This window comes from Bacillus sp. 1NLA3E (genome assembly GCF_000242895.2).
Taxonomy (GTDB): Bacteria; Bacillota; Bacilli; order Bacillales; family Cytobacillaceae; genus Bacillus_BU.
The window spans coordinates 378665-394079 of sequence record NC_021171.1 but is presented as its reverse complement, the minus strand read 5'-3'; the positions used below and the strand labels follow the sequence as shown (position 1 = coordinate 394079).

The window sequence follows — 15415 nt, the reverse complement described above, 5'->3', positions numbered from 1 at the left end:
TTAACTCCCTCCTTCGAAAGTAGTGTAACATAACACTGTTACGTTGTAAAGGCGAAACAAACCTACTCCCTCTCTATTTTTTGTTGCGCCATTTTAATACGTTAACGCAAAAAGAGGTGCCTGACCCCCGGTGCGGTAAAGCTTTACCGAACTGGGGACAGGCACCTTTTTTTATTAAATTTTTACTATCTTCGCAAATGCTTCACTATGTTTACGGCGCTCTTTCCTCATATCTATTCTTTGTTTGGCCGTATTAAATAGCATAATTTCTTCCTCTGACTGCGGAACAACTTCAGGAACTCTCTTTGGTTTACCATTCTCGTCTAATGCGATAAACGTAATAAAGCAAGTGACAGCAAGACGGCGATCACCTGTTTTTAAATCCTCGGCCACAATCTTTACAAATACCTCTATGGAGGATTTCCCAACAGCCGATACGTAGGATTCCATACAAAAGGAATCTTGAGGGCGAATCGGCATTAAGAAATCCACAGAATCTGTTGAAGCTGTAACAACACTACACCTTGAATGCCTAGAAGCAGATATCGAAGCTATATCGTCAAGGTAACTCATTAGCTTGCCACCGTAAAGTGTATTGTTGTTATTCGTATCAATTGGAAATACACGACTCGTTTTGATGACAAGCGATTCTTTACAGTATTTTTGTTGTACTTCTTCCATTTGCTCTCTCCTCATAGCTGTTTATAGTTGAGTTAGTTTATTAGTTGCGCTGGATCTTAGACATCTCTAGGGATAGTTCAGACAGAGCTTGCAAGATAAATATATTAATTATATCCAAATATAATAAAAGTTCAATGGTATCGCAATGATCCCATCACCAAGAAGCCTTGGTGCTTTATCATAAAACTGAGTGCCAGCCCCCCTAGCATGGTACTGCACTGGAGGTTTGGCACTCAAGCCTTGGACCTAGATTTGGTCGAAAGAAAAAATGCTACTCCGAACTGAAGAAATACGCCAATAGGTTATCTATTTACCGCATAAAGTGGTAAGATTTTTAATTTACTTGCAAAATCTTGACTATGTTTACGGCTCTCTTTCCTTACAGCAATTCTTTGTTTTGCTGAATTAAATAACATTGTTTCTTCTTCTGTCTGTGGGACTACTTCAGGAACATGAATTGGCTTACCATTATCGTCTAAAGCCACAAACGTTAGAAAAGCAGTTGCTGCAAGGCGACGATCACCTGTTCTCAAATTCTCGGCAACAATCTTTACAAAAACCTCCATCGAAGATTTCCCAACAGAGGTAACATAGGATTCAAGACAAACGGAATCCTGTGGGCGAATCGGCATTAAGAAATCCACAGAATCTGTTGAAGCAGTGACCACTTCTGCTCTAGAATGCCTTGCAGCAGATATTGAAGCTACATCGTCAATATAGCTCATAAGCTTACCACCATAAAGGGTATTGTGGTTATTTGTATCTACTGGAAAAACGCGACTCGTTTTAATCACAAGAGATTCTTTACAATATTTTCGGTTAACTTCTTCCATTTTTCCCACTCCTTATATTCATTCTTATTTATTGAACGTTCATCTGTTGCACTGTTTATTACTTGTCGCTACTAGTCTAGACCATGGCGATAAAAGTATAAATATTATAATGTATTTTTATAATTATATCCCAATAACTTAAAGATTCAAATAATAACCTCTTCCACTTCTTAACCGCTTTAATGCGTTATCGTAAAATGAGGTGCCTGACCCCCAGTGCGTTAACACACTTTGGTCAGACACCCTATTTATTTACTATTTTTACGATAGAAGATGACAATAAGCCTTATATACTGAATTACAATAACAATCATGATTCCAAGTATGAAAAAATGATATGCATAAAGTTGGGTTCCAATATGTAAAAAGATAATACCCATTATATTCGCGAAAGTTGCTACTGAAAGGGATATAAATTTACCAAGCTCACTTCCCTTAGCTTTAACCATTAAAAGGATTAAACAAATGATGGCCCCTGCCAAGAAAATGAAGGTATCAATATTTAGCATCTCAGGTGTAAACAATGTGGTTTCAAACACTTGTTTTTTATAAACTAAATATCTCGCAACTCCCATTTTTTCTGACGAATAATATTCTAGTACAATGACGCAAATAATACTTAAAAATTGAATAATTGTAAGCATAGTTTGAAATAAGAAAACCCTTTTATTTTTCATGATTAATCGTTCTCCCATTATAGTTAGAAAAAAGACAATACTAACTTCGTATTGTCTTTTTTCTATCAATTATTTCTGGTTAGGTTCACCAGTTTCAACAGGATTGGAAGGGTCCATACTCCATTCATTCCAACCGCCATCGTATAAGGAAATATTTTTTAGGCCTAACACATCTGCATAAAATAATACTTCGGCTGCTCTCCAGCCTGTTCCACAATAGAAAGCAAGCTGATTATCTACATCTATTCCGTCTTTTGTCCACATTGCCTTAATCTCTGCACCATTTCTCATTGTGTTATCGATGTTTCTAAAATCTTCAAGATTACTATTATCAGAACCAGCATGTCCCCAAACAGCCCCAGCAGGACGTCCTTTTGGTTTTATATAATCATAACCTGAAGTTTTCCCGATAAATTCATCCCAGCTTCTAATATCAACTAATGTACTAGTTTTATTTTTATCAGCAAGAATCTTCTTTGCCTCAGGCAAATCGATGATATAATCTGGATTTGCAGGCACCTTTGCTCCAAATGAAGTAACAGTTTCCTTTTGGTTTTCCTTTGTCTCCACTTTATAACTTGAATTGGACCAAGCAGTAAATCCACCGTTTACAACTCTAACATCTTTAACACCCATATATTTCAAGATTACAGCTACACGGTAAGCCGGCATTGAGTCGCTTCCGTATAGGATTACGGTTGTGTCTGTTGTGATCCCATTTTTCAAAGCAAACTTTTCAAGTTCTTGGTCTTTTAGACGATTCCATACAGGTCCTTCTTCAACTTCATCTGTATTAATATGAACGGCGCCTGGAATGTGCCCCTTTTTATAATCCTTTGCTTCATCGCCCCAGCTAGCTTCAAAGATCTTGAATGATTTGCCATTGTTCTTATTGTCGATAACATCATTGACCCATGACACTGGAACAAGCATTTTGTAATTTGGATAGCTTTCCATTGCCAAATCTTTATTTGCTGCCCATTCTTTTACATCATATTGGTAAATATTTTTAAAGCCTTTTTTCTTTAATAATTCAGCCACTTGCTTTGAATCCTTTTTGTTTGCATCATAAAGAACAATATTTTTATCTTTAGTAATCTTTTTATTTTTCAATATCTCCGCTAACTTTGTATCGTTTTTATCTTTATCTACATTAAGCCAATCTGCAGAAAAATCAACGGCGCCTTTAATATGGCCACCTCTTTTAACACCATCTAATGCCCAACCATTAAACGCATCATTTGCTCTTGTATCAACGATAACCCAGTCAGCTTTTCCAATTTTCGTTTTCAAGTCGTCCGTACTAATACTTTTGATTTCTGATGAATTCTGTTTATCTGCCTTCTCATTATTACTAACCTTCTCATTGTTTGAACAAGCAGATAGTAAAAGGAAAATGCTTAGTAAAAAAGATAAAATGAATAGTCCTTTTTTATTAATCTTCATGTTGTTTTCCCCCTGAATTATTCTCTATTATAAGGCTAACTTTTTAATACTTTTTCAGTATAAGGAAACATCATCCTAATATAAATTCAATTTATCCATAGATGCGATTAATTACTATCTATTTTTCCGATGCAGATAGCTAAAAAATTTAAGAGAAGCCATTTTCTCCATGAACCAAGATATCCCAATACTCATATTGTATAGTGCTTCGGTTTTTGTTAAGAAAGGAGATCTGTGAAAATGCACGGTCACCCTTATTATTATTCACCCACATGCCTTCCTAACAACTATAGCTACGAAACCTATGTAAATTACCCTTATCAACGAGTATTTCCAACTGTTGATAAGAAAATATTTTCAAATTCTGTTCATTCTTTTCGATTTTTAATGGCGCAAGGAAGCATTTTATTGGATAAGTTGGCGAATTCGTCTTTTGAAACAAAAATTATGAATGCTGCCCAGCAAGGAAAACAAAGTTATGTCGATCATCTAATCAAATCAATCGGTCTAAAAGTACCTGTCACCACACAATATTCCCCATCTGGAGTGACATTCATATTACACTCTCAAACCAACTGCTGTTCCTTAACCTTCTCAATGAAATGGGGAAACTAACTTTTGGTTAGCTGCCCTTCATCACGTCAATACGGTAATGCAAATAAAGGTGCCTGACCCCCGCTGCGTTAAAGTAGTAACGCACTAGTGGCCAGGCACCTTTATTATTTTGCGATTTCATCTACCAGTTTTTCAGCAACACGTCTATACATATTGCTTATGTTTACAAGTGAAGCGATGAGTAAAACCTGTTCAAGATATTCAGGATTTTTATCATCTAATTTCACCACTTCTTCTTTAACTTCCTCAGCCCGAATGAATAAGTCCTCCTTAAAGTTCTTTGCATTTTGATTGCACAAGGTAAGATAGCTGCGGTAAAATGACTCCAATCCAAAATCCTCAAGGGATACTTTTTCATTGATACCATCTAAGGATAATTTTATGTCATTGATAGATAAGCCCGCTTTTAATTGATATATTAAGCTTATAAGAATGATATGTTCCTTTGAATATTTTTTATTTTTAATCGGGAAAAACAATTTTCCTTTAGCATAGTTGTTAATCATCGTTTTTGTTAAAATCTTTTCGTCTTCATTACGTTTCGAACTACTGAAAGTACTCTCGAAAAACTGAATAACCTGGTCCATGTACAAATCAATATTAGGGATGTCTTCTAATACGATATTCTTTTCAATACCCAACATTTCAACTATATTATTAAGGTTTTCCATAAAAGTACCTCTATCTTCTATTTATTAAGTTTATTATAGCGTATTTTAAAAATTAATTAAACATTGACTACATCATATAGTGAGTATATTATTATAAGTAGTAATAAAAACTACATGATGATATATAGGGGGAACCTTAATGAATACTTATATTCGGGAACCAATAAATGGTCTTACCCATTTTGCTGGTGCCATCTTATCATTTATTGGATTACTTGCAATGGTTATAAAAGCATCACTAACGACAGGTTCACCGCTTGCCATAGCAGCTGTAACCATTTTTGGAATGAGCATGATTCTGCTTTATTCAGCTTCTGCCACATACCACATGGTGATTGCCAAGGATAAGGTGATTGCATTCCTTAGACGTTTAGATCACTCGATGATTTTTATATTAATTGCCGGAACGTACACACCCTTTTGCTTAATCAGTTTAAAGGGTGTAACAGGATGGGTTTTATTTTCAATCATAGCTGCTACTGCAGTTTTCGGGATTATTTTTAAAATGGTTTGGTTTCATTGTCCAAGGTGGCTTTCCACAGCACTATATATCATTATGGGTTGGATGATTGTATTTGTCATCTCACCGCTTGCAGGAAGCATTGATTCGATGGGCGTTTTCCTCTTAGCCCTTGGTGGTGTACTGTACACTATAGGTGGAGTGATTTATGCTACTAAGCCGAAATTCCTACAATCGAAATTTATGGGATTCCATGAAATCTTCCATATTTTCATCATGCTCGGAACTATGGCACATTTTTTATCCGTATTCCTTTATGTAATTTAACTAATAGAAGAGGGTGACCGTCCCTAGCACATTAACACTTTAAAGTGCCGGGGGTCAGGCACCCTCTTTTTATTTACCGCGTCACCGTGCTGGGGGGGGGATGACTCCAAAGTGGTGATGTGGTACACATATTCACAAATCCTTCCTCTTTTCCCCTTTACAATCCATGTATCATTTACTATATTTAACATATAATTTTATAACTTATCGATTGATAAGGAACTCTTTTAGAAATGGAGGGTCCAAAATGAATCCTAGCACATCAATACGGGATGGAAAAAAAACTGTTACGGATTCTATTGATACCTATGCGACAATTGTCAGGACTTCACGGAAACTGTTTATGGAATTTGGCTACCGAGGGATTTCTACTAGACAGATTGCAGATGCTTGCGGGATTACGCAACCTGCTTTATACCACCATTTTAAAAATAAACAATCCCTTTACCTTGAAGTGATTCATCAGTCTCTTTTTCAAACAGAAGAGGCACTTACGCAAATAAGCAGGACGACCTTTAACCTTGAGGAAAGGCTTACCCAACTTTCGTGCTATATGATGGGAAATTTCCAAGAGGATATTACGCAAATGTTTCATGATATTTCCCATGAATTTAATCAAGAACAACAGCAACTGCTACACCAATTATGGCAAAAAAGCTTTTTGCTTCCGGTTGAAAAAATGATTGAAGACGGAGTTACTAGCGGGCAAATCAAGAATATGTGTGAACTTGATACAACAACAACTGATTTAGCCTATCTAATCCTAAATCTAATTAAAACAACTTTGCCCCCTTCCTATTTTAGGACTCAATCAATATCTGACCAACGTCAGATAGTTGTAAAAAAGGCGAAATTCATGGTTTCCATCCTTCTCAATGGAATTGGAGCATAAATCTATGCATTAAGCGATAGATTTTCTTTTTACACCTTGCTTATCACTTGATAAGACAATCGTATTGGAGCTGAAGTTGAATGAAAACACCTTTGTTTGAAAAATTCGGAGAGATGGTAAGTGGCAGAAAGGGGCGCTGGGTCACATTACTTGTCTGGGTCATTATTGCAATAGCATTGAATTTCTCCCTTCCCCAAGCAAGTACACAAAAAAATGATCGGGCAGAAAACCTAGAAAGCACAACACCGTCTCAGCAAGCTCAGCAGCTAACCGACAAAGAATTTTCCTCAGGAACGGGAACGCCTGCATTGTTAACTTGGCATAGAGCCACAGGATTAACCGATGGAGATTTAACGGACATACAAACGTTATCAAAGGAAATGTTTGAAAACCCTGTTAAGCACCAGGAAAGTGTAGCTCCTTTCCACAAGATACCATTACCCGTCCTAAAGAGTCAGGTCTCAAAAGACGGAACCACATTTATCTTACCCGTCACGTTTAAAGAAAATGCCGGATCTGATGAAATCGGGGTTGGATTAGATCAAATACAAGATAAGATTAAGGATATATTTTCAAATAATCCCTTAAAAACAAAAATAAACAACAAAACTAACCTTTCTGTTAGGATTACTGGTCCTGCTGGAATCGCTGTGGATTCAAAACATCTATTTAGTCAAGGGGACCTTTCTTTATTATTTGGAACAGTTGCGATTGTCCTTATTTTACTGCTCGTAATTTATCGATCCCCAATCTTAGCCATAATTCCTTTGGCAGGAGTGGGAATCGCCTACGGTGTTACTAGCCCACTCCTTGGTGCAATTGGAGAAAGCGGTTTGGCGGAGTTTGACTCCCAAGCATTATCAATCATGACAGTACTATTATTTGGAGCCGGAACGGACTATTGTCTCTTTTTAATTGCTCGCTATCGTAGCTTTCTTGAAAAAGAAAAAGATAAATTCGTTGCGATAAAACTTGCTTTAGGAGGTTCATTTGGGGCGATTGCCATGAGTGGATTAACCGTTGTTTTCTCGCTTTTCGTATTATTGTTAGCCAAATATGGAGCCGTCCATCGTTTTGCAGTCCCATTTAGCTTATCCATATTAATTATGATGGTCGCCAGTCTGACCCTGGTTCCAGCTCTATTAAGCATTCTAGGAAGAGCTTCTTTCTATCCGTTTATCCCAAGGACTGAAGAAATGAAAAAGGAACGAGCATTAAAAAAGGGAAAAGCTTTGCCAACTGAGAATTCCAAAGAAGGTTTTGGTTTAAAACTTGGTGGACTCATTATCAAGCGCCCTTGGCAGGTTATGATTATGACAATTGCCTTCTTAAGCGTTTTTGCCTTCTTTTCATCAAAAATTGTATATACGTACGACACTCTGTCTTCTTTCCCTAAAGATATGCCTTCCCGTGAAGGCTTTGCCTTGATTTCTGAACATTATAACCCTGGTGAATTGGCTCCAGTAAGAGTGATTGTTCAAACAGATGGAAAAGATCTTAAACTGGCAGAATCACTGAAAAATCTTCCATTTATAGAAGCCGTCTCCGAACCTCAACAAGGAGAAAAAGATAAAAATCTTGTTAGCTATCAGGTCCAATTGAATACAAATCCATATTCTAATAAAGCGATGGAGCGAATTCCGGATATACGCAAAGCTGTCGAAGGAACATTGAAAAATGAGGGAATTTCACAGCCTTCTGAAAAGGTATGGATCGGCGGATTAACAGCTGAACAATATGACACCAAAATGGTAACGGACAATGACAGCTCTATCATCATCCCTACCATTATCATACTGATTGGTCTTTTGCTGCTCGTATACCTTCGCTCGGTAACTGCAACGGCATATTTAATCGGAACCGTGCTATTATCGTACTTTAGCGCACTCGGTCTTGGTTGGGTAATTTTACATTATCTATTCGATGTCAATGCAATTCAAGGGTTCATCCCTCTTTATGCCTTTGTGTTCATTGTGGCATTAGGGGAGGATTACAATATCTTTATGGTTTCAACGATTTGGAAAAAGAGCAAGAAACTTTCACTTTCTCAAGCGGTAAAACAAGGTGTGGAAGAATCTGGATCTGTCATCACATCGGCAGGATTAATTTTAGCAGCAACATTTACTGTTTTAACAACAATGCCTATACAAGTCCTCGTTCACTTTGGAACCATTACAGCGATTGGCGTATTATTAGACACCTTTATTGTCCGTCCGTTTTTAGTACCAGCCATCACTGTTTTACTCGGAAAATGGGTCTTCTGGCCTTCCAAGCGAAATATAGCGCAACATAAAAGCGTCGAAAAATAAAAATATGCCTTCCTTCGGCGCGTTAATACGTTACTATAATTAATGGTGCCTGACCCCCGGTGCGATGAAGCGTTACTGCGCTTTGGGAGTCAGGCACTTAAAATTTTATGATTCTAAGTCGACTAGTTTATTGCTACTAATTTGTGCGATTTTCTTAATTGTAACGAAGATGGCACCAATCCATATCGCAGCAATAACTGCATATAAATATGGGTAACTTGAGGTATCCTCAACCCATGTATTTAAAAGCGTTCTTGCATTTACTAATATGATAAACCCTCCTACTAACACACCCATTAATTGCGGATGAACGATCCGAACTAACCAAGCTGCGATAGGAGCGGCAATTAAACCTCCAATCATTAATGCCCCAACCCAAAACCAATTTACATCCTGCCATCCAAGCGAAATGAAGAATCCTAGTGTAGCAGAAACAGCAATAGCAAATTCACTAGTATCAACAGTACCAACCACTTTTCTAGCAGTCATGCCGTTTTTTGATAACAGAATCGGGGTTGCAATCGGTCCCCAGCCTCCTCCACCTGTTGCATCGGCAAAACCAGCTATTAAACCAAGCGGAATTGATTGTTTCCTTGTTAATTTAGTTCCTTGCTTTCCTTCCCCAGACTGATAGATAAATAAAAATCTAAAAAGAACATAAGCCCCTAAGATCAATAGAAATATAGAGATGTAAGGCTTTACTAGATCACCTGGTAAATTGCTTAGAAAAGTTGCTCCCGCAAAAGCACCGATCGAACCAGGAATAATTAACCGATAAACTAGTCCCTTATCTACATTTCCAAATTTTATATGGGACACTCCAGATGCTGCAGTTGTCACTACCTCGGCAAGATGTACGGAAGCAGATGCTACAGCAGGTGCAATTCCAAACGCTAGTAGCATAGAAGTTGAAGTTAATCCGTAAGCCATCCCTAACGCTCCGTCAATCAACTGTGCTAAAAGGCCAATAATTGCAAATACAAGTAATTTTTTCATTGTTACACCCCGAATTATATTTTTATTATTCTTACATCTCAAAATTTTTAAAAATAAGGCACCTATCCCTTTTCCCTAGAGATAAGCACCTTCAGTTTGTCTGATCGGTCATATTCTATGAATTTCAGTTTTTTGAGCTTGTCCGCAATCTTCAAATGTATTTCGCTGTTATTCCAACTAAACACATATGATTAATTTTGTATAATAAATATATTAATACCTGCTTCACAAAAAATCAACAGAAAATTTAAAAAATAAAATCCCCCACCTTTTCCTCATAAACGCGTTAACGAAAAAAAAGGTGCCTGACCCCCGGTGTAGTAACGCTTTAACGCACTACCAAGGGGTCAAGCACCTTTTTAATCTATTTATCTACCAAGTCCAATTTGTAATAGATAGTAACATAAGTGCCGCAGCCGCTAATGCAATATTTTTCAAAAAATGAGCCTTCTCGCCCGCTTTTGCAGTCTGATCAGCAACACTCCAGAAATTATGCATCGTGAAAGCTGAAACGACTAGGAAAGCTGTTAATAGGTAAAGCCCCCACTCAATCCAGTAATTTGCGAGAATGCTCACACCCCCGCCTAAAAGTATCAACCCGGTAATAATTACTGACAGTCCTGCCACAGGGATACCCTTGTAAGACGCATACTCCTTCATACCTTGATACTGGATAAAGTGATTTAAACCTGAATAAGCAAAATAAAGACCAAATAGTGCACGACCAATAAGCCAAGGCCAATCCATAAAGCCATCATCCTTTCTAAGGTTAGTGACTTACGTATAATTAATATATTCTTATATTGTTACTATATTCCTATTATTTATGGATAATTTACCCGAGGCACTTTAGTCCTTTACCACCCGAAGCGGTGCCTGACCCCTGGTGCAGTAACGCTTTAACTCAATCAGGAACAGACAACACTAAAATAGCAGAATCCGATTGTATTTAAACAATCGGATTCTGCTATTTTTCAGGTAGGGATTCAGGTTCTAACCATGCTTGCGACCATTTTTCTAATGCTTTCATGAAAGGTTCTAATGACCGGCCTTTTTCAGTTAAGGAGTATTCTATTCGGACTGGTGTTTCGGAAAAAACTTCCCGTTTCACAATTCCTTCATTCTCCAAACTCTTCAACCGCTCTGACAGAAGCCTTCCACTTATTCCAATCGAAGTTTCGATTGAACAAAAACGTTGAGGACCTGAAAGTAGTTGGTAAATAATAAGTCCTGTCCATCGTTGACTCATGATATTTATAGCTTTTTCGAATCGGGGGCAAATTAGAGATTTGTTCATGATCCATCACTCCTACGCTATATTATATCTAATTATAAATTTAATTATATTATTTACTTACTAGATATAAGCCAATAACCAAAGTATAACCTACTTTCATAAAGTAACTAAATATAATGACCTAACTTTTAATATTGGCAATCCTAATAATATAAAAGGTGTATGCAGATTTTTGTTAATATATGAACAAAAGGAAAGCATACAGCGATTCCCCCACTGTATGCTTTCCTTTTTACTTAATCCTCGTCTTTAATGTCTAAATCCTCCGGAATCGGTTCATTCAAAATCTCTTCCACGAGTGTTTTGTACTTTTCTAATTGTTTAAGATGAGTATTGAATTGTTCCTTATAAATTAAATACTGCTCACCGTCATGGAGCGTGCGAATTTTTCTTTGCTGGATAAGACTTTCGACTTGAGCTTCTGCTATATTTAAATATTCTGCTGTTTCTTTTACGGTAAGGTACATGTTAATTGTCCTTTCTGATCAATCCTTTTAACAGTCATTCCAACTTCACTTTAATATAATTTTAGCTACGGCCTCGCAATGCATCGTTTGCGGGAACATGTCAACTGGCTGCACTTCAACCGTTTTGTAGCCACCATCCTCGAGAAAACGCAAGTCCCTTGCTAAAGTTGCTGGGTTACAAGAAACATAAACCACTTTCTTAGGCTTCATTTCAATAATCGTTCGCAATAAAGCTTCATCACAGCCTTTACGCGGTGGGTCGACTACCAGAACATCAGCCTGTACACCCGACTCGTACCACCGTGGAATCACCGTTTCTGCTTCACCTACCGCAAATTCTGCATTCACAATTCCGTTCAACTCCGCATTTCGCCTCGCATCTTCAATTGCCTCAGGAACAATTTCAACTCCGTAAACCTTTCGAGCCTTTTGCGCTAAAAATAACGAGATCGTCCCAATTCCGCAATAGGCATCGATCACCGTTTCTTCGCCACGTAAATCCGCATATTCCAGGGCTTTACCGTAAAGTACTTTCGTTTGGTCAGGATTTACTTGATAAAAAGAACGAGATGAAATCGCAAATTTAATTTCACCGATATAATCGTAGATGACTTCCTCACCCCACAGTACCTCGGATTCATCACCCATAATAACGTTTGTCTTCTTAGCATTCACGTTTAAAATCACAGACTTCAAGCCGCCAACCTTCTCGACTATTTCCATCACGATTTTGTTTTTATTTGGTAAATCGCTTGTTCTTGCAACGAGTACCACCATAACTTCCTTGGTAACAAGACCATAACGCACCATTATATGTCGCAGTGTACCTTTATGTTTTGCCTCATCATAAGCACGCACACCAAAACGATTGCAAACCTCTTTCACAATTTGGACGACTTCATCGTTTTTTTCCTGTTGTATCAGGCATGTCTTCATATCAATAATTTGATGGGTACGCTGCTGGTAAAATCCGCCTATCAATCCGCCTTCCTGATCACCAATTGGAACTTGAGCTTTATTGCGGTAGCGCCACGGCTCCTCCATGCCTAAAACAGGATGAACTTTTACATTTTCAAGCTTGCCGATACGAGTTAACACTTCACGAACTTGTTTTTCCTTCGCTACCATTTGTCCTTCATAGCTAAGGTGCTGAAGTTGGCATCCTCCGCATTCCTTATAAATGGGACAGGGGGCATCCACTCGGTATTGACTTTTTTCAATAACCTCTATTAATCGTCCAAATCCATAGCCTTTATTAACCTTGGTTACTTTTATTTTAGCCTTTTCACCTGGAAGTGCGTTTGCCACGAATAACGGGTAGCCATCCACCTTGGCGACACCGGCCCCGTCATGAGTTAGGTCAATGAAATCAACCTCTATATAATCGTTTTTTTGAACTGGTAGTGTTATACTCATCATTTTCTTCCTTTGCTCGTTCTTTTGACTAGCAAAATTGTATCACAAAGCAGTTTAGATTGCGAAATGCAGTAGGATTATTCCTGCAAATCTTGACACAAAAGGTAACTTGTTTCGAAAATTGTCTAATTGTTTTTCTTTTCAAACATTTCTAAAGTAGATATGATGAAAACAATCAATTTTCCATACCTCTTTCCATAGGAGTGAGTAACATTGAAGTTAAAGACTGGTCGTTTTCTACCATTTCTTTTACTAATTACTTTTCTCACGTTCTCACTCTTTCAACTTTATCACCCCACAGCATCGCATCGTATTCAAGAAAGTTATAAGTTCGTGATGACTGATAAGGCAAATGAAGCCCTTCTATTAAAGGATGAGGAGAAAAAGAAAACTCATCTATACACGGTACAAGCAATCAGCTTCAACATTTCAATAGTCCACTTCGTTCTCATCACCATGCTGTTATCCTGCTGGTTCATAAAGTTGATGATTTTTTCCCTGCCTGTTTTCTATCAATCGAATTACGTGATCGGCCTTCCTTGATTTTTTTCTTAAAAACAAAAATGAAGGAGGAGTCAATATGTTGGTCCGTTATATTATGATTGCTGCCTTTTCCTTTACTGCGACAAGCTTAGTTTGTTTTCAGGGAATCGAGATTTACCACGCATTCCTTGACTTCTTTAGAACAAAATAATCCCTATTAAAATTGGGCAACATGAAAAAGGCTGATTGGGAATCAAAGTCCCGCTCAGCCTTCTTCATTACTTTAAAAATCAAAACAATATTCAAGATTTCCCGGCGTTACTCAGGCTATTTTGAAATTATTGAAAACCTACTATTCTGAATCTGACATCGCATTTACCTTTTCACGAACCTCTTCTATATTACGAATCTTGTTATTCCAACATTTTTGGCTCAAATCCACTGGGTATTCCTCTGGATTCATTGGACGCTTATACTCATCCCAAAGCATTGCCAGGTTTTCCTTCAAATAACCTCGGGATTCCTCAAGATTAGGTATGTCATAGACAAGCTCTCCATTAACAAAAATATCCTGATGTAGTTCCTTTGTTGTAAAATTAGTGACATATTTACTGATATAAGTATGAGTTGGATGGAACATTTTTAACCGTTTTTCTGCTTGCGGGTCTTCTCCCTCCAAGGCGATATAGTCCCCTTCAGAGTGATGGTTAATTTTATTTATGATTCGATAAACCCTTTTAGGACCCGGTGTTGTCACTTTTTCAGGATTTGAAGAAACTTTGATTGTATCTGTCATGTTTCCATGTTCGTCTTCGATGGAGACAATTTTGTACACTGCACCAAGGGCTGCTTGATCAAAGGCTGTAATTAATTTGGTGCCGACACCCCAGCTATCTATTTTAGCCCCTTGTGCCTTCAAGTTCAAAATCGTATATTCGTCGAGATCGCTTGAGGCAAATATTTTTGTATCTTTAAAGCCTGCATCGTCCAGCATTTTCCGAGCTTCCTTTGAGAGAAAGGCAAGATCTCCACTGTCTAAGCGAATTGCTGCAAAATTAATTTGATCGCCTAGCTCTTTTGCCACCTTAATCGCATTTGGGACACCTAAACGGAGCGTATCATATGTATCCACTAAAAATACACAATCTTTATGCGAGCTAGCGTATTTATGAAAAGCAATGTACTCGTCCTTATAAGCCTGAACCATGGAGTGAGCGTGAGTACCTGCAACTGGTATACCAAACAGTTTTCCGGCTCGGACATTGCTGGTAGCATCAAATCCTGCTAAATAGGTTGCTCTCGTGCCCCAGATGGCTGCATCCATTTCTTGCGCTCGCCTTGTTCCAAACTCCATAGCAACCCCGTCACCAATGACCTGCTTTATCCGTGAAGCTTTTGTAGCGATCAAGGTTTGATAGTTGATGATATTTAACAGAGCTGTTTCGAGCAGTTGTGCCTCAGCAAGCGGTGCTTCCACACGAAGAATCGGCTCATTTCCAAACACTAATTCCCCTTCACGCATCGCCCGAATCGTACCCGTGAAACGGAGATTTTTCAAGTATTCAAGAAAATCAACTTCATAGCCTACTTCATTCTCCAAATAATCGATATCGCTATCAGTAAAACGAAAGCTTTGCAAATATTGTATCGCCCGATCAAGGCCAGCAAAAACGCCATAACCGTTTCCAAACGGCAGCTTTCGAAAATATAAATCAAATATCGCTTTACGATTGTGAAACCCATCCCGCCAATAAGTTTCAACCATATTTATCTGATAAAGGTCGGTATGGATGGTAAAGCTATCATCCTTATAACTGTGTTTCATTACATTTCCCCCTGAACGGA

General features: G+C 38.0%; 16 protein-coding genes. 5 read left to right on the top strand and 11 right to left on the bottom strand.

The annotated features are described in order from the left end of the window. Positions 1-174: 174 nt before the first annotated feature. The 4 genes from B1NLA3E_RS02065 to B1NLA3E_RS02050 all read right to left on the bottom strand — a co-directional run bounded on the left by B1NLA3E_RS02065 (position 175) and on the right by B1NLA3E_RS02050 (position 3637). Positions 175-681 carry an acyl-CoA thioesterase gene (locus B1NLA3E_RS02065; RefSeq protein ID WP_015592200.1) on the bottom strand — a complete coding sequence of 169 codons (507 nt, stop codon included), beginning with the start codon at positions 679-681 and terminating at the stop codon, positions 175-177. A 302-nt stretch (positions 682-983) separates the two neighbouring features. Further along, entirely contained in the window at positions 984-1514 is a 531-nt protein-coding gene (locus B1NLA3E_RS02060; protein ID WP_015592199.1) for an acyl-CoA thioesterase, read from the bottom strand. Between the two features lie 248 nt (positions 1515-1762). Next, the gene (locus B1NLA3E_RS02055) at positions 1763-2191 is read right to left on the bottom strand and encodes a hypothetical protein (protein ID WP_051120114.1); all 429 of its coding nucleotides are present in this window, start codon (positions 2189-2191) and stop codon (positions 1763-1765) included. 69 nt (positions 2192-2260) lie between these two features. After that, positions 2261-3637, bottom strand: coding sequence for a sulfurtransferase (locus B1NLA3E_RS02050; protein ID WP_015592197.1), 1377 nt, complete (start codon positions 3635-3637; stop codon positions 2261-2263). Between the two features lie 240 nt (positions 3638-3877). Here B1NLA3E_RS02050 and B1NLA3E_RS23150 point away from each other — a divergent pair, with 240 nt between their 5' ends. Next, positions 3878-4252: a hypothetical protein gene (locus B1NLA3E_RS23150; protein ID WP_051120113.1), complete on the top strand. Its 375-nt coding sequence runs from the start codon at positions 3878-3880 to the stop codon at positions 4250-4252. Between the two features lie 104 nt (positions 4253-4356). Here the strand turns inward: B1NLA3E_RS23150 and B1NLA3E_RS02040 are convergent, their stop codons facing one another. Next, positions 4357-4923 (bottom strand): DUF1836 domain-containing protein, encoded by a 567-nt coding sequence (locus tag B1NLA3E_RS02040; protein ID WP_015592196.1) that lies wholly within the window; start codon positions 4921-4923, stop codon positions 4357-4359. Between the two features lie 139 nt (positions 4924-5062). Here B1NLA3E_RS02040 and trhA point away from each other — a divergent pair, with 139 nt between their 5' ends. From trhA to B1NLA3E_RS02025, 3 genes are all read left to right on the top strand, one after another. Beyond that, positions 5063-5710, top strand: coding sequence for a PAQR family membrane homeostasis protein TrhA (trhA, locus tag B1NLA3E_RS02035; protein ID WP_015592195.1), 648 nt, complete (start codon positions 5063-5065; stop codon positions 5708-5710). Between the two features lie 247 nt (positions 5711-5957). Continuing rightward, positions 5958-6602 carry a TetR/AcrR family transcriptional regulator gene (locus tag B1NLA3E_RS02030; protein ID WP_015592194.1) on the top strand — a complete coding sequence of 215 codons (645 nt, stop codon included), beginning with the start codon at positions 5958-5960 and terminating at the stop codon, positions 6600-6602. 80 nt (positions 6603-6682) lie between these two features. Beyond that, entirely contained in the window at positions 6683-8911 is a 2229-nt protein-coding gene (locus tag B1NLA3E_RS02025; protein WP_015592193.1) for an MMPL family transporter, read from the top strand. A gap of 105 nt (positions 8912-9016) precedes the next feature. Here B1NLA3E_RS02025 and B1NLA3E_RS02020 read toward each other — a convergent pair whose 3' ends face one another. From B1NLA3E_RS02020 to rlmD, 5 genes are all read right to left on the bottom strand, one after another. Then, positions 9017-9907 carry a sulfite exporter TauE/SafE family protein gene (locus B1NLA3E_RS02020; RefSeq protein ID WP_015592192.1) on the bottom strand — a complete coding sequence of 297 codons (891 nt, stop codon included), beginning with the start codon at positions 9905-9907 and terminating at the stop codon, positions 9017-9019. A gap of 372 nt (positions 9908-10279) precedes the next feature. After that, positions 10280-10654: a DoxX family protein gene (locus B1NLA3E_RS02015; protein WP_015592191.1), complete on the bottom strand. Its 375-nt coding sequence runs from the start codon at positions 10652-10654 to the stop codon at positions 10280-10282. Between the two features lie 220 nt (positions 10655-10874). Continuing rightward, a complete protein-coding gene (locus tag B1NLA3E_RS02010) occupies positions 10875-11204 on the bottom strand; it encodes a winged helix-turn-helix transcriptional regulator (RefSeq protein WP_015592190.1) in 330 nt (109 codons plus the stop codon). Positions 11205-11440: 236 nt separating this feature from the next. Then, a complete protein-coding gene (locus B1NLA3E_RS02005) occupies positions 11441-11671 on the bottom strand; it encodes an excisionase family DNA-binding protein (RefSeq protein ID WP_015592189.1) in 231 nt (76 codons plus the stop codon). Between the two features lie 45 nt (positions 11672-11716). Continuing rightward, positions 11717-13087, bottom strand: a complete 1371-nt coding sequence (gene rlmD, locus B1NLA3E_RS02000; RefSeq protein ID WP_015592188.1) for a 23S rRNA (uracil(1939)-C(5))-methyltransferase RlmD — start codon at positions 13085-13087, stop codon at positions 11717-11719. A 213-nt stretch (positions 13088-13300) separates the two neighbouring features. Here rlmD and B1NLA3E_RS01995 point away from each other — a divergent pair, with 213 nt between their 5' ends. Continuing rightward, complete coding sequence (locus B1NLA3E_RS01995) at positions 13301-13630, top strand: hypothetical protein (protein ID WP_015592187.1); 330 nt, start codon at positions 13301-13303, stop codon at positions 13628-13630. A 292-nt stretch (positions 13631-13922) separates the two neighbouring features. On the opposite strand, the gene B1NLA3E_RS01990 is transcribed toward B1NLA3E_RS01995, so the two are convergent. Continuing rightward, the gene (locus B1NLA3E_RS01990; protein WP_015592186.1) at positions 13923-15395 is read right to left on the bottom strand and encodes a nicotinate phosphoribosyltransferase; all 1473 of its coding nucleotides are present in this window, start codon (positions 15393-15395) and stop codon (positions 13923-13925) included. Positions 15396-15415 lie beyond the last annotated feature (20 nt).

What these genes read in the sequence shown, in the direction of transcription:
- B1NLA3E_RS02065 (WP_015592200.1), bottom strand. Translation starts at nt 681, where the DNA reads ATGGAAGAAGTACAACAAAAATACTGTAAAGAATCGCTTGTCATCAAA.
- B1NLA3E_RS02030 (WP_015592194.1), top strand. Translation starts at nt 5,958, where the DNA reads ATGAATCCTAGCACATCAATACGGGATGGAAAAAAAACTGTTACGGAT.
- B1NLA3E_RS02015 (WP_015592191.1), bottom strand. Translation starts at nt 10,654, where the DNA reads ATGGATTGGCCTTGGCTTATTGGTCGTGCACTATTTGGTCTTTATTTT.
- B1NLA3E_RS23150 (WP_051120113.1), top strand. Translation starts at nt 3,878, where the DNA reads ATGCACGGTCACCCTTATTATTATTCACCCACATGCCTTCCTAACAAC.
- B1NLA3E_RS02055 (WP_051120114.1), bottom strand. Translation starts at nt 2,191, where the DNA reads ATGAAAAATAAAAGGGTTTTCTTATTTCAAACTATGCTTACAATTATT.
- B1NLA3E_RS02020 (WP_015592192.1), bottom strand. Translation starts at nt 9,907, where the DNA reads ATGAAAAAATTACTTGTATTTGCAATTATTGGCCTTTTAGCACAGTTG.
- B1NLA3E_RS02025 (WP_015592193.1), top strand. Translation starts at nt 6,683, where the DNA reads ATGAAAACACCTTTGTTTGAAAAATTCGGAGAGATGGTAAGTGGCAGA.
- B1NLA3E_RS01990 (WP_015592186.1), bottom strand. Translation starts at nt 15,395, where the DNA reads ATGAAACACAGTTATAAGGATGATAGCTTTACCATCCATACCGACCTT.
- rlmD (WP_015592188.1), bottom strand. Translation starts at nt 13,087, where the DNA reads ATGAGTATAACACTACCAGTTCAAAAAAACGATTATATAGAGGTTGAT.
- B1NLA3E_RS02005 (WP_015592189.1), bottom strand. Translation starts at nt 11,671, where the DNA reads ATGTACCTTACCGTAAAAGAAACAGCAGAATATTTAAATATAGCAGAA.
- trhA (WP_015592195.1), top strand. Translation starts at nt 5,063, where the DNA reads ATGAATACTTATATTCGGGAACCAATAAATGGTCTTACCCATTTTGCT.
- B1NLA3E_RS02010 (WP_015592190.1), bottom strand. Translation starts at nt 11,204, where the DNA reads ATGAACAAATCTCTAATTTGCCCCCGATTCGAAAAAGCTATAAATATC.
- B1NLA3E_RS02050 (WP_015592197.1), bottom strand. Translation starts at nt 3,637, where the DNA reads ATGAAGATTAATAAAAAAGGACTATTCATTTTATCTTTTTTACTAAGC.
- B1NLA3E_RS02060 (WP_015592199.1), bottom strand. Translation starts at nt 1,514, where the DNA reads ATGGAAGAAGTTAACCGAAAATATTGTAAAGAATCTCTTGTGATTAAA.
- B1NLA3E_RS02040 (WP_015592196.1), bottom strand. Translation starts at nt 4,923, where the DNA reads ATGGAAAACCTTAATAATATAGTTGAAATGTTGGGTATTGAAAAGAAT.